This window comes from Pseudomonas sp. R4-35-07 (assembly GCF_003852235.1).
Lineage (GTDB): Bacteria > Pseudomonadota > Gammaproteobacteria > Pseudomonadales > Pseudomonadaceae > Aquipseudomonas.
Map to the genome: position 1 here is coordinate 4,673,492 of NZ_CP027732.1, position 12,863 is coordinate 4,686,354.

11 protein-coding genes are annotated in these 12,863 nt (G+C 61.1%); 3 read left to right on the plus strand and 8 right to left on the minus strand.

The window, feature by feature from the left end; all coding sequences use genetic code 11:
• The first annotated feature begins 10 nt into the window (after positions 1-10).
• Positions 11-2,653: a bifunctional lysylphosphatidylglycerol flippase/synthetase MprF gene (mprF, locus tag C4J89_RS21325; protein WP_124371741.1), complete on the plus strand. Its 2,643-nt coding sequence runs from the start codon at positions 11-13 to the stop codon at positions 2,651-2,653.
• Complete coding sequence (locus C4J89_RS21330; RefSeq protein WP_124415512.1) at positions 2,653-3,933, plus strand: virulence factor family protein; 1,281 nt, start codon at positions 2,653-2,655, stop codon at positions 3,931-3,933. Before mprF ends, C4J89_RS21330 begins: the two co-directional genes overlap by 1 nt.
• Positions 3,934-4,070: 137 nt before the next feature.
• Here C4J89_RS21330 and recJ read toward each other — a convergent pair whose 3' ends face one another.
• The 3 genes from recJ to C4J89_RS21345 form a co-directional block, all read right to left on the minus strand.
• Positions 4,071-5,780, minus strand: coding sequence for a single-stranded-DNA-specific exonuclease RecJ (gene recJ / locus C4J89_RS21335; protein ID WP_124415513.1), 1,710 nt, complete (start codon positions 5,778-5,780; stop codon positions 4,071-4,073).
• Positions 5,781-5,939: 159 nt separating this feature from the next.
• Entirely contained in the window at positions 5,940-6,482 is a 543-nt protein-coding gene (locus C4J89_RS21340) for a YaeQ family protein (RefSeq protein WP_124368227.1), read from the minus strand.
• A gap of 279 nt (positions 6,483-6,761) precedes the next feature.
• Entirely contained in the window at positions 6,762-7,046 is a 285-nt protein-coding gene (locus C4J89_RS21345; RefSeq protein ID WP_124364253.1) for a DUF3509 domain-containing protein, read from the minus strand.
• Positions 7,047-7,358: 312 nt separating this feature from the next.
• On the opposite strand from C4J89_RS21345, the gene C4J89_RS21350 reads away from it, so the two are divergent.
• Positions 7,359-7,559, plus strand: coding sequence for a hypothetical protein (locus tag C4J89_RS21350; protein ID WP_057723913.1), 201 nt, complete (start codon positions 7,359-7,361; stop codon positions 7,557-7,559).
• Positions 7,560-7,645: 86 nt separating this feature from the next.
• Here C4J89_RS21350 and thrC read toward each other — a convergent pair whose 3' ends face one another.
• From thrC to rplS, 5 genes are all read right to left on the minus strand, one after another.
• Positions 7,646-9,055 carry a threonine synthase gene (gene thrC, locus C4J89_RS21355; protein WP_124415514.1) on the minus strand — a complete coding sequence of 470 codons (1,410 nt, stop codon included), beginning with the start codon at positions 9,053-9,055 and terminating at the stop codon, positions 7,646-7,648.
• Between the two features lie 105 nt (positions 9,056-9,160).
• Complete coding sequence (locus C4J89_RS21360) at positions 9,161-10,465, minus strand: homoserine dehydrogenase (protein ID WP_124364255.1); 1,305 nt, start codon at positions 10,463-10,465, stop codon at positions 9,161-9,163.
• Positions 10,466-10,594: 129 nt separating this feature from the next.
• Complete coding sequence (locus tag C4J89_RS21365) at positions 10,595-11,326, minus strand: thioredoxin fold domain-containing protein (RefSeq protein ID WP_057723916.1); 732 nt, start codon at positions 11,324-11,326, stop codon at positions 10,595-10,597.
• A 140-nt stretch (positions 11,327-11,466) separates the two neighbouring features.
• Positions 11,467-12,363, minus strand: a complete 897-nt coding sequence (xerD, locus tag C4J89_RS21370; protein ID WP_124364256.1) for a site-specific tyrosine recombinase XerD — start codon at positions 12,361-12,363, stop codon at positions 11,467-11,469.
• A 107-nt stretch (positions 12,364-12,470) separates the two neighbouring features.
• Positions 12,471-12,821: a 50S ribosomal protein L19 gene (gene rplS / locus C4J89_RS21375; protein ID WP_003175895.1), complete on the minus strand. Its 351-nt coding sequence runs from the start codon at positions 12,819-12,821 to the stop codon at positions 12,471-12,473.
• Between the last annotated feature and the right edge of the window lie 42 nt (positions 12,822-12,863).

Sequence of the window (12,863 nt, forward strand, 5' to 3'; positions counted from 1 at the left end):
GAGGTGATTGATGCGCGCCAACTCGTCTGAACCACACGACACTGTCACAGCGGAACAACCGATCGCTCCCACTCGTTTGCGTTGGCTGGATCTGTTGAGCAAATACCGTCAGCCCATCGGCCTGGCCGTTACGTTGCTGCTGTTTGCAATTGCCCTGATCGCCTGCCGACACCTGTTGTTGGAACTCGACCTCTACGCGCTCCACGACTCGATCCTGGAGGTGCCTAAACCGGCCTTGCTCGGCGCGTTCGCGGCAGCGGTGGCCGGCTTCATCATTCTGTTGGGCTATGAATTTTCCGGCGCACGTTACGCCGGCGTGAAACTGCCGGCCAAGACCCTGGCCCTGGGCGGCTTCACTGCCTTTGCCATCGGCAACGCCATTGGCCTGTCGATGCTCTCGGGCGGCTCGGTGCGCTACCGTTTATATGCACGCCACGGCATTGGTGCGTCGGAAGTCGCCCACATGACCGTGTTCGCCAGCCTGGCGCTGGGCTGCGCGCTGCCGCCACTGGCCGCGTTGGCCACGCTGAGCAACCTGCCGGCGGCATCGACCTACCTGCATTTACCGCAGAGCCTGCTGGGCGGTGTCGCCGGTGCGGTGCTGCTGTTGTCGGCCATGCTGTGCATCGGTATCTATCGCCGTCGCCTGCCGGAACAACCCTACCCGGATAACCTGCTGGTCAAGGCCGGGCGCCGCACCCTGCGCCTGCCTGGCCGTCGCCTGACGTTCCTGCAATTGGTCATCACCGCGCTGGACGTCGCCGCCGCAGCCGCTGTCCTTTATATGCTGCTGCCCGAAGCACCGCCCTTCGGCCCGTTCCTGTTGGTGTACCTGCTGGCCCTGGCCGCCGGCGTGCTCAGCCATGTACCGGGAGGCGTAGGGGTTTTCGAAGCGATCCTGCTGGCGGCCTTCGCCGACACACTCGGCGCTGCGCCACTGGCTGCGGCCCTGCTCTTATACCGGATGATCTACGTGGTGTTGCCGCTGTTGATCGCCTGTATCTTCCTGCTGATCAACGAGGCCCAGCGCCTGTTCCAGACTCAGCAGAGCCTGCGCGTCGCATCCGGCCTTGCGGCACCGGTGCTGGCCGTACTGGTTTTTTTGTCCGGCGTGGTCCTGCTGTTTTCCGGCGCCACGCCGGAGATCGATTCACGCCTGGAAAACATCGGCTTCCTGATTCCCCACCGCCTGATTGACGCGTCGCACTTCGGTGCCAGCCTGATCGGCGTGCTGTGCCTATTGCTGGCCCAAGGCCTGCGTCGACGTTTGTCAGCCGCCTGGATGCTGACCATGGTGCTGCTGCTGGTCGGCGCCCTGCTCTCACTGCTCAAGGGCTTCGACTGGGAAGAAGCCAGCCTGATGACCATGACCGCCGTGCTGCTGGCGATCTTCCGGCGCTCGTTCTACCGCGCCAGCCGCTTGACCGAACTGCCCTTCTCGCCGCTGTACCTGGTGGCCAGCGTCTGCGTGTTGGGCGCGTCGATCTGGCTGTTGCTGTTTGCCTATCAAGATGTGCCTTACAGCCATCAACTCTGGTGGCAGTTCACCCTCGATGCCAACGCCCCGCGTGGCTTGCGTTCCTTGCTGGGTGCCGCCGTATTGCTGGTGATCGTGTCGCTGACCTGGCTGCTGCGTACCGCGCGCCCAGTGATCCACCTGCCGACCCCGGATGAACTGGAGCGCGCCAGCAAAATCTTGATGGCCTCCTCCCAACCCGACGGCGGCCTGGCGCTGACCGGCGACAAGGCGTTGCTGTTCCACCCCAACGATGAAGCCTTCCTGATGTACGCCCGTCGCGGGCGCAGCCTGGTGGCGCTGTATGATCCAATCGGCCCGACTCAACCGCGCGCCGAGATGATCTGGCAGTTCCGCGACCTGTGCGACATTCACCACGCACGGCCGGTGTTCTATCAGGTACGCGCCGAGAACCTGCCGTACTACATGGATATCGGCCTCACTGCGATCAAGCTGGGCGAAGAAGCCCGCGTCGACCTGAAACGCTTTGACCTGGAAGCCAAGGGCAAAGAGATGAAGGATTTGCGCTACACCTGGAACCGTGGCACCCGGGACGGCCTGTCCCTGGAGATCTGCGAGCCGGGCACGGCGCCGATGGATGAATTAAAAGTTATCTCGGACGCCTGGCTAACCGGTAAGAATGTGCGTGAAAAAGGTTTCTCCCTGGGCCGCTTCAGCGACGACTACCTCAAGCACTTTCGGATCGCGATCATTCGCTTCGAAGGGCGCCCGGTGGCCTTCGCCAACCTGCTCGAGACGTACAACCATGACCTGGCCAGTCTCGACCTGATGCGCGCCCACCCGGACGCGCCGAAGCTGACCATGGAGTTCATGATGGTCGGCCTGATTCAACATTATAAGAACCACGGCTACGCCCGCTTCAGCCTCGGCATGGTGCCGTTGTCGGGCCTGCAACCACGGCGTGGCGCGCCACTGACCCAACGCTTGGGCTCGATGGTGTTCCGCCGTGGCGAGCAACTGTATAACTTCCAAGGTTTGCGCCGCTTCAAAGACAAGTTCCAGCCTGACTGGGAACCCCGTTACATGGCCGTGCCCGCAGGACTTGATCCGCTGGTGGCACTGGCCGATACCGCCGCCCTGATCGCGGGCGGCTTGACTGGATTGGTGAAACGCTGATGATTCGACGCTCCTGGCGGTATGTATTGGCCTTTGTTGTGCTGCTCGCGCTGATCCTGGGCGGCGGCTATTGGTACTGGAACCGCCCTGCCCCACAGCCAACCCTGGAGCAGTTGCCCCAGGCCGACGGTTCGACGATGACCCGCGTGACCCCGGCGAGCACCGCCAAAGCCCGCGTGGCGGTGGCCGTGATGGCCGACGAAACCCTCACCGACAGCCAGCTGATCGCCCTGAGCCAGGGCGGCTCGGCGCAGATCGTGCAAGTGGTGCTGCCTAAAGATGACTGCGCCCTGCAGGAGAAGGCGCTGCAAAGCGCCCTGGGCCAACTCAAAGGCCCGGCGACCCTGGTCAGCGGCATCGGCCCTGGCGCGGCGCTCGCCTGGCGCTGGCTGGCCACACAGACCGACGACAAGGCCAACGCCATCTCCGTCGGCTTCGCCCTGAAACAGGAAGGCTGCAACGACCCGCTGCCGAAAACCGCCGCCCATGGCAACTGGCTGGTGGCATGGAACGACAACCCTGACGATGAAAGCGCCAGTTTCGTACGCGACACACCGCGTGCCACTACCAGCATCAGCGACTACGACATTCATTACCCGCAAGTGCTGAACAACGAGCTGCGCAAGCAACTGGTAGGTTCGGACAACGGCGGCCTGGCGATTCCGGTGGTGGAAGTGCCGGCAGGCCAGGCCAAGGACACCGTAACCCTGTTCCTCTCCGGTGACGGCGGCTGGCGTGACCTAGACCGCGACGTGGCCGGCGAGATGGCGAAGATCGGCTACCCGGTGGTCGGCATCGACACCCTGCGCTACTACTGGCAGCACAAGACCCCGGAACAAAGCGCCAAGGACCTTACCGAGCTGATGCAGCACTACCGGCAGAAATGGGGCACCAAGCGCTTCGTGCTGACCGGTTATTCGTTTGGCGCCGACGTCCTGCCGGCCATCTATAACCGCATGCCGGCAAACGAACAGCAACGGGTCGACGCAATCATCTTGCTGGCCTTCGCCCGCACCGGCAGCTTTGAGATTGAAGTGGAAGGCTGGCTGGGCAACGCCGGCAAAGAAGCCGCGACCGGCCCGGAAATGGCCAAGCTGCCAGCAGACAAGGTGGTGTGCATCTACGGCGCCGAGGAAGTCGACGAGAGCGGCTGCACCGACAAGACCGCCGTCGGCGAAGCCATCAAGCTGCCCGGCGGGCATCACTTCGATGAAAACTATCCGGCGCTGGCCAAGCGGCTGGTGGATATCATCGTCAAGCATCAGGCCAAAGCCGAGTAATTCCAGGCTGTACACGCAACCAAATGTGGGAGGGGGCTTGCTCCCGATAGCTGACTGTCAGCCAATGATGCTGTGACTGATCCACCGCTATCGGGAGCAAGCCCCCTCCCACATTTATATCCCGGTGTCAGTTGGATCTAACGCGGTTCGATATGCGCAATCATCAACTGCACCGTTTCATTCCCGCGATACTCGTTCACATCCAGCTTGTAGGCCAACTCCACCCAACGCACCGTCGGGTTCGGCCAGACTTCACGGTCGACTCCAAACGCAATGCCATCGAGCTTCACCGAGCCGCATTCGCTCTTGAGCACCACCTTCAAGTGCCGCTCGCCGACCACTCGCTGCTCCACCAACTGGAACACGCCGTGAAACAATGGCTCGGGAAAGTGCTGCCCCCACGGGCCGGCATGGCGCAGTGCGCGGGCCAACTCCAGGTGAAACTCTTCCACCGCCAGGGTGCCGTCGGAGAGCAGCCGACCGGTGAGGTCTTCTTCGCGCAGTTGCCGACGCACCTCGGCATCGAAGGCTTGCGCAAATAACGGGAAATTCGCTTCGGGCAGGGTCAGGCCAGCCGCCATCGCATGACCGCCATATTTGGCAATCAGGTTGGGATGCTGGCTGGCAACCACCGCCAGCGCGTCACGGATATGAAAGCCCTGTACGGAACGCCCGGAGCCCTTGAGCAGGCCATCACCGGCATCGGCAAAGGCGATGGTGGGACGGAAATAGCGCTCTTTCATGCGCGACGCCAGGATCCCGATCACCCCTTGGTGCCACTCCGGGTCGAACAGGCACAAGCCGTACGGCATCGATTCGACCGGCAAATCCTTGAGCTGGGCCAGGGCTTCGCGCTGCATGCCTTGCTCGATGGATTTGCGATCCTGGTTCATGCCGTCCAGTTGAGCGGCCATTTCCCGTGCGGCGGCAATGTCCGTGGTGAGCAGGCATTCGATGCCCAGGCTCATGTCATCCAGGCGCCCGGCCGCATTCAGGCGCGGGCCAAGGATAAAACCGAGGTCAGTGGAGGTGATACGGGCATGGTCGCGCTTGGCCACTTCAAGGATTGCCTTGATCCCAGGCCGCGCTCGACCGGCACGAATACGTTCCAGGCCCTGATGGACGAGGATGCGGTTGTTGGCGTCCAGCGGCACCACGTCGGCAACGCTGCCAAGGGCCACCAGGTCGAGCAACTCACCAATGTTCGGCTGCGGGCTGTTGTCGTACCAGCCCAGGCTGCGCAAGCGCGCACGCAGGGCCATCAACACGTAGAAGATCACGCCGACACCGGCCAGCGCCTTGCTGGGGAAGGTACAGTCCGGCTGGTTCGGATTGACGATCGCGTCCGCCGCCGGCAGTTCATCGCCCGGCAAGTGGTGATCCGTCACCAGCACCTTCAACCCCGCCGCCTTCGCCGCCGCCACGCCCTCGACGCTGGAGATGCCGTTATCCACGGTGATCAGCAACTGCGGCTCGCGCTGCAGCGCCACCGCCACGATCTCCGGCGTCAGGCCGTAGCCATATTCGAAGCGGTTGGGCACCAGGTAATCGACGTGGGCCGCACCGAGCAAACGCAGGCCCAGTGTGCCGACGGTGCTGGCGGTGGCGCCGTCGGCGTCGAAGTCACCGACGATCAGGATGCGCTGGCGCTGCTCCAGCGCCGTGACCAGCAGGTCGACAGCGGCATCGATGCCCTTGAGCTGCTGATAGGGAATCAACCGCGCCAGACTCTTGTCCAGCTCGGCTTCCGATTGCACCCCGCGCGCGGCGTAGAGACGGGTCAGCAGCGGTGGCAATTCACCGAGGAAAGGCAGGACGGCGGGCAAGGGACGGGGTTCGATACGCATACGGTGGGGATAACTTCTCTACTGATACAAGGGTTAAACGACAATTCAAGCTTCAACAAAGATCAAATGTGGGAGGGGGCTTGCTCCCGATAGCTAAGTGTCAGTCAATGATGGTGTGACTGATCCACCGCTATCGGGAGCAAGCCCCCTCCCACATGTTCAATCACGTCCGCCAACCAGCCATTCCAGCTGCACTTCGTGCTGGCCACGGTCATCGGTGACGAAGATCGTGCCTTCGCTGATCATCACATCCCACTTGATCACGCGAGGCATGTCCTTGGCCAGAACCTCGAGGATTTCCTGGGGCACGGCAGCGATGTGCACGTTTTTCAGGTTTTTCGCCACCGGCACGACCTTGCCTTCCCACACGCGCAGGCTGCCATACGCCAGCAGGCTGGTACGTTCGGTACGGCGCGAGCACCAGGTCAGGCGGTCGGCATCCGGCTGGCCGACTTCGATCCAGTGCAATACCCGGTCATCCAGGCTCTTTTCCCACAGGGCCGGCTCGTCGACGTCCGACAAGCCACGGCCGAACGCCAATTGCTCGTTGTACCAGAGGGCGTAGGCCAGCAGGCGCACGGTCATGCGCTCTTCGGTTTCCGAAGGGTGACGGGCGATGGTTTGCTTGACGCTCTCGTACACCGAACGGTCAAGGTCGGTGAGATTGAGTTCGAATTTGTAGGTCGTGGACGGCTGGGCCATGAACGGGCTTCTAGGACAAGGAAAGGCGACCAGTCTAACCGATGGCGAGGGCATTCAACGAATACTGCGCGACAGCATGACCCGTTTGCGTTCGCAGGGCGCGCTGTGCCAAATCCCAGGCAAAAAGAAACCCCGAGGAGTGGGGAGACAACTCGGGGTTAAACGTGATCTACAAAGACCAGTACAACAAGCCACAAACACCGGAGCACAATGTTTGCTCTTGCTGTTACAAACTCTGACCGGCCGTGTTGTAGGAAGTTTCGAAGGATAAATAATTCTTCATGCGCAGACCGGGTTTCGTGTCATGGCGGCATTTCGCAAGGCTGCGATGACCGAGGGCTCGAGTCGACCTTCAGCGATTTTCAAATCGCGCAGCAGACAATCCACCACATCCACCAGCGCGCGCTTGTCGGTCAGCTGTGCGCGGTTGACTTCGCGCTCGACCATGATGGCGCCACCGGGGTTCTTCACGGTCACCAGGCATTCGCCCTGCACACCAGAGGTGGTCAGCGTAACCAGATAAGGGCTCAGTGCTTCTTCGAGCAACAGGCTGATACTTTCCATCTCGATCACCACTCAATAGTTCGGGAACAATCGTTTCAACGGGTGCTGCATCTCTCCTAAGTGACCGGTCGTAACGTAGGAAAGTTCGCTTTTTCGTCTTTCAAGGGCTGTGCGGGGATGACGTATCCAGCATGCGCTTGCAACATGACAGGTAAAAAACGGCAGCACATAACTGCTTACGCAATGGGTTGCGGTTTTGGGGTACGCCGAGCGCGCAGGCCAGGAGTGAATCCTATACTCGGTGAGCGCTGATCACCCTGCCGTGCGGGCAGAGTGCATGTCATGAGTCCCTTACCACAAAGGATGAAGAGGATGCTGGAACACAATGAACAACAAGCTTCGATCGAGAAAATTCACGCGGACATATCACGCATCTATGCCGAACAACGCAAGTTCAATGCTGAAGTCCACAAGATAACCCGTGAGATCTTCTGGTACCCCGTGGGCATCGCAATAGGCTTCTTTACGGCTGTTGGCACGGTAATGGCGCTGGCCCACAAGCTACTCACGTAGACGATATGACTGGCGGGCCCGCCAGAAACAAAAAACGCCGCTGATCCTGGGAAGGGAACGCGGCGTTTTTGTCTATGCGGTGCGCCTTACAGCGGCTTACCCCGATTGCCATGCTGGCTGACAAACGCCTGCACCGCCTTCAGGTCGTTATCCAACACCGTGTAACGCTCTTCGCGCTCAAACAGATCAGTCAGGTGCTTGGGCAGCTCCAAGGCCTTGCCGACACCGGCCTGCTCCACCGCTTCCGGGAATTTGACCGGGTGCGCGGTGCCCAGGATCACCATCGGGATATCCAGGCTGCGACGGCACTCGCGGGCGGCTTTCACTCCGATGGCGGTGTGCGGGTCGAGCAGCTCGCCGGTCTGGGCATAGACTTCAGCGATGGTTTCGCACGTCTGCGCGTCGTCCACTGCCAAGGAGTCGAACAGCTTGCGGGTTTCGGTCCAGCGCTCTTGCTCGACGCTGAAACCGCCACCTTGCTTGAAGCTGTTCATCAGCTCGGCCAGCGCCGCGCCATTGCGACCGTGCATGTCGAACAGCAGGCGTTCGAAGTTCGACGAGACCATGATGTCCATCGACGGCGACAGCGTGGCGTGCAGGGTTTCCTTGACGTACTGGTTGCCGCTCATGAAGCGGTGCAGGATGTCGTTGCGGTTGGTCGCAACAATCAATTGATTGATCGGCAGGCCCATGTTGCGTGCCAGGTAGCCGGCGAAGATGTCGCCGAAGTTGCCGGTCGGCACCGAGAACGACACCGAACGCGCCGGGCCGCCCAGCTGCAGGGACGCGTGGAAGTAGTAGACGATCTGGGCCATGATCCGCGCCCAGTTGATCGAATTCACCGCCACCAGGCGTGTACCTTTGAGGAAGCTCTGGTCGGCGAAGCTGTTCTTGACCATTTCCTGGCAGTCATCGAAGTTGCCGTCGATGGCGATGTTGTGGATGTTCTCACCAAACAGGGTGGTCATCTGGCGACGCTGCACCTCCGACACGCGCTTGTGCGGGTGCAGGATGAAGATGTCGACGTTTTCGCAGTGCTTGCAGCCTTCGATGGCCGCCGAGCCGGTGTCACCCGAGGTGGCGCCGATGATCACCACGCGCTCGCCGCGTTTCTCCAGCACGTAGTCCAGCAGGCGACCGAGCAATTGCAGGGCGAAGTCCTTGAACGCCAGGGTGGGGCCGTGGAACAGCTCAAGCACCCACTCGTTGCCGTTCAGCTGGCGCAGGGGCGCGATGGCGCTGTGGGAAAATACGCCGTAGGTTTCTTCCAGGATCTTTTTGAAGTCCGCATCCGGAATGCTGCCGGTGACGAACGGGCGCATTACACGGAACGCCAGTTCGTGGTACGGCAGGCCGGCCCAGGAAGCGATTTCTTCCTGGGTGAAGCGCGGCAGGTTTTCCGGCACGTACAGGCCGCCGTCGGTGGCAAGGCCTGCCAGCAGAACGTCTTCGAAATTCAGGGCCGGTGCCTGGCCGCGGGTGCTGATGTAACGCATAGGAGGCAAACCTTCGGTTTGGGCTTCAAGCTTCAAGCTGCAAGCTGCAAGTCAAGAGCGAATAGGCTCTTACTTGCAGCTTGCAGCTAATAGCTTGCAGCTGAATTAATTCAAATGTTCGACGCGGATACGGACGACCGGCCCAACCACGCCTTGGAGAGCTTCGAGGGCTCGGATGGCATCGTTGATATGCTGTTCGAGCACGCGGTGGGTCAGCAGGATCATCGGCACCTGGCCGTTCTGCTCCTCGACTTCCTTCTGCATGATCGATTCGATGTTGATTCCGCGCTCCGACAGGATGCTGGCCACCTGGGCCAACACGCCCGGATGATCCTGGGCCTGGATGCGCAGGTAGTAGGCACTTTCGCAGGCTTCGATCGGCAGGATCGGGTGGGCCGACAGCGAGTCCGGCTGGAAGGCCAGGTGCGGCACGCGGTTTTCCGGGTCGCTGGTCATGGCGCGAACCACGTCCACCAGGTCGGCGATCACCGATGAAGCGGTCGGCTCCATGCCGGCGCCGGCGCCGTAGAACAGGGTGGAGCCGGCGGCGTCACCGTTGACCATCACCGCGTTCATCACGCCATTGACGTTGGCGATCAGGCGGTCGGCCGGGATCAGCGTCGGGTGCACACGCAATTCGATACCGGCCGGGGTGCTGCGCGCCACACCGAGGTGCTTGATGCGGTAGCCCAGGGCTTCGGCGTAGTTCACGTCGGCGGTGGTCAGCTTGGTGATGCCTTCGGTGTAGGCTTTGTCAAACTGCAGCGGGATACCAAAGGCGATGGACGCCAGGATGGTCAGCTTGTGGGCCGCATCGATGCCTTCCACGTCAAAGGTCGGGTCGGCTTCGGCGTAACCCAGGGCCTGGGCTTCGGCCAACACGTCTTCGAAGGTACGGCCCTTCTCGCGCATTTCGGTGAGGATGAAGTTACCGGTGCCGTTGATGATGCCGGCCACCCAGTTGATGCGGTTGGCAGACAGGCCTTCACGGATCGCCTTGATCACCGGGATGCCACCGGCCACCGCTGCTTCGAACGCCACGATCACGCCCTTTTCACGCGCCCTGGCGAAGATCTCGTTGCCATGCACGGCGATCAGCGCCTTATTGGCGGTGACCACGTGCTTGCCGTTGTCGATGGCCATGAGCACCAGCTCGCGGGCCACGGTGTAGCCGCCCACCAGTTCGATGACGATATCGATTTCAGGGTTGGTGGCCACGGCGAACACATCGTGGGTAATCGCAATACCGGTCGTTTCGAACTGAGGCTTTGGCGAACGCGTGGCAATCTGAGCCACTTCAATCTCGCGCCCTGCACGGCGGGAAATTTCTTCAGCGTTACGCTGAAGTACGTTGAAGGTGCCGCCACCGACGGTCCCTAACCCACAGATGCCTACTTTGACCGGTTTCACTGAAGAACTCCCCATGAAACGGCCGACTCAAGGTCGGCCGTGGAACACAGCCGCACAACTGCGGCTCTCAATTAATGGCCCGCCGACGGTTCGGCGGGCCATGCTCGTCAAAGGCTCGACGATAAATGCTTACTTGGCACCCAGTGCCAGTTTGGCAACTTGTGGTGCCGGCTGGTAGCCCGGAATCACCTGGCCGTCGGCCAAAACGATGGCCGGCGTGCCGTTCACGCCGATGGACTGGCCCAGGGCGAACTGCTTGGAAACCGGGTTGGCGCATTTGGCCGCCTTGATTTCCTTGCCGTCGACCATCTTGTCCATGGCCGCCTTCTTGTCGGCCGAGCACCAGACCGCTTGCAACTGCTCATCACCCGGCGAGCCCAGGCCCTGGCGCGGGAACGCGACGTAGCGCACTTCCACCCCCAGCTTGTTCAGCGCAGGCACTTCGGCGTGCAGCTTGTGGCAGTACGGGCAGGTGGTGTCGGTGAACACGGTGATGTGGGTCTTGGTTTCACCGATGGCCGGGTACACCACGGTTTCAGCCACCGGAATACCGTTGATCAGCTTGGACACGCCAAGGCGCTCGGCTTTCTCGGTCAGGTTGACCGGCTTGCCGTCCTTGAGCTGGAACAGGTAGCCCTGAACGATGTACTGGCCGTCGGCACTGGCGTACAGCACGCGGCTGCCCTTGAGCTTGACTTCATACAGGCCGGCCATCGGGCTGGCGCTGATGCTTTCGATGGGGGTGTCGAGCTGCAGGTTGACCAGACTCTTGCGAATGGCCTGCTCGGCCGCATCATCGGCGACAGCAAAGGTGGAAACCAACGCAATGGCTGCGGCGGCAATAATCTGGGTCAAGCGCATGGGAACTCCTGAAGGCAGATGCAGGGACGGTGCAGGTACGCCGATTGGAAAATGGGGGTGTGACCGTCGCCTTTGCGAACCGACAAAGCCTACCACAGTTGGGCCGCAGGGCAGCCCGTGGCAGGGTAAATTGGGATTTTTCAGCCGCGCGGATGGTGCTTGGCGTGCATATCCTGCAAGCGCGCCCGCGCGACATGGGTGTAAATCTGCGTGGTGGACAGGTCACTGTGCCCGAGCAGCATCTGCACGACACGCAAATCCGCGCCATGGTTGAGCAAGTGCGTGGCGAATGCATGGCGCAGAGTGTGCGGCGACAGCGTCTTGCCGATCCCGGCAACCTTGGCCTGATGCTTGATGCGGTGCCAGAAGGTCTGGCGGGTCATCTGCTCGCCGCGCAGGCTGGGAAACAGCACATCACTGGGGCGGCCGCCGAGCAATTCGTTGCGCGCATCGCGCATGTAACGCTCGACCCACACAATCGCTTCCTCACCCATCGGCACCAGGCGCTCCTTGCTGCCCTTGCCCATCACCCGCAACACACCCTGGCGCAAATTGACCTGCTCCAGGGTCAGGCTGATCAACTCGGTCACCCGCAGTCCGCAGGCGTAAAGCACTTCCAGCATGGCGCGATCGCGCTGGCCGATGGCTTCACTGAGATCGGGAGCGGCCAACAGCGCTTCTACGTCAGCTTCCGACAAAGACTTGGGAAGAGGCCTGCCCAATTGCGGCATATCGACCTGTAGCGTTGGATCGGTTGCGATGAGCTTTTCGCGCAACAAATAGCGATAAAAGCCACGCACACCGGAGAGAAATCTCGCAGTCGAACGGGGCTTGTAATGCTGTTCGAGGCGCCAGGCCAGGTGGTCGAGGATCAACTCACGCCCGGCATTGGCCAGCTCCAGGTTTTTCTCCTGCAACCAACCGTTGAACAGGGCCAGGTCACTGCGGTAAGCCTGGCGGGTGTTGTCCGACAGGCCTTTCTCCAGCCAGAGCGCATCAAGAAAGCGATCAATCAAAGGGTGGTCAATGGCGGGCATGGGAACTCAAGCAAGGGACTGGTCGGACAGATCCTATCGCAGACCTTGAATCGCGGGCACAAAAAAGCAGCCCGTAGGCTGCTTCTTTCTGCATCGGGAAGCTGGACTTAAGCCAGTTTTTCCTTGATGCGAGCTGCTTTACCGGACAGGTCACGCAGGTAGTACAGCTTGGCTTTGCGTACGTCACCGCGACGTTTCACAGCCATGCTGTCGATTTGCGGGCTGTAGGTCTGGAAAGTACGCTCTACGCCAACACCGTTGGAGATTTTACGAACAGTGAAAGCACTGTTCACACCACGGTTACGCTTGGCGATTACCACGCCTTCGAACGCTTGCAGACGCGAACGGTCGCCTTCCTTCACTTTCACCTGAACGACAATGGTGTCGCCCGGGGCAAAGGTAGGGATCTCTTTGGTCATCTGCTCTGCTTCGAGTGCAAGGATGATTTTGTTAGTCATGCTGTGCTCCTAAGGTAAGTCAATGGACCTACCATCGATACG

What these genes read in the sequence shown, in the direction of transcription:
- C4J89_RS21345 (WP_124364253.1), bottom strand. Translation starts at nt 7,046, where the DNA reads ATGGAAAGTATCAGCCTGTTGCTCGAAGAAGCACTGAGCCCTTATCTG.
- recJ (WP_124415513.1), bottom strand. Translation starts at nt 5,780, where the DNA reads ATGCGTATCGAACCCCGTCCCTTGCCCGCCGTCCTGCCTTTCCTCGGT.
- C4J89_RS21350 (WP_057723913.1), top strand. Translation starts at nt 7,359, where the DNA reads ATGCTGGAACACAATGAACAACAAGCTTCGATCGAGAAAATTCACGCG.
- C4J89_RS21330 (WP_124415512.1), top strand. Translation starts at nt 2,653, where the DNA reads ATGATTCGACGCTCCTGGCGGTATGTATTGGCCTTTGTTGTGCTGCTC.
- thrC (WP_124415514.1), bottom strand. Translation starts at nt 9,055, where the DNA reads ATGCGTTACATCAGCACCCGCGGCCAGGCACCGGCCCTGAATTTCGAA.
- mprF (WP_124371741.1), top strand. Translation starts at nt 11, where the DNA reads ATGCGCGCCAACTCGTCTGAACCACACGACACTGTCACAGCGGAACAA.
- rplS (WP_003175895.1), bottom strand. Translation starts at nt 12,821, where the DNA reads ATGACTAACAAAATCATCCTTGCACTCGAAGCAGAGCAGATGACCAAA.
- C4J89_RS21340 (WP_124368227.1), bottom strand. Translation starts at nt 6,482, where the DNA reads ATGGCCCAGCCGTCCACGACCTACAAATTCGAACTCAATCTCACCGAC.
- C4J89_RS21365 (WP_057723916.1), bottom strand. Translation starts at nt 11,326, where the DNA reads ATGCGCTTGACCCAGATTATTGCCGCCGCAGCCATTGCGTTGGTTTCC.
- xerD (WP_124364256.1), bottom strand. Translation starts at nt 12,363, where the DNA reads ATGCCCGCCATTGACCACCCTTTGATTGATCGCTTTCTTGATGCGCTC.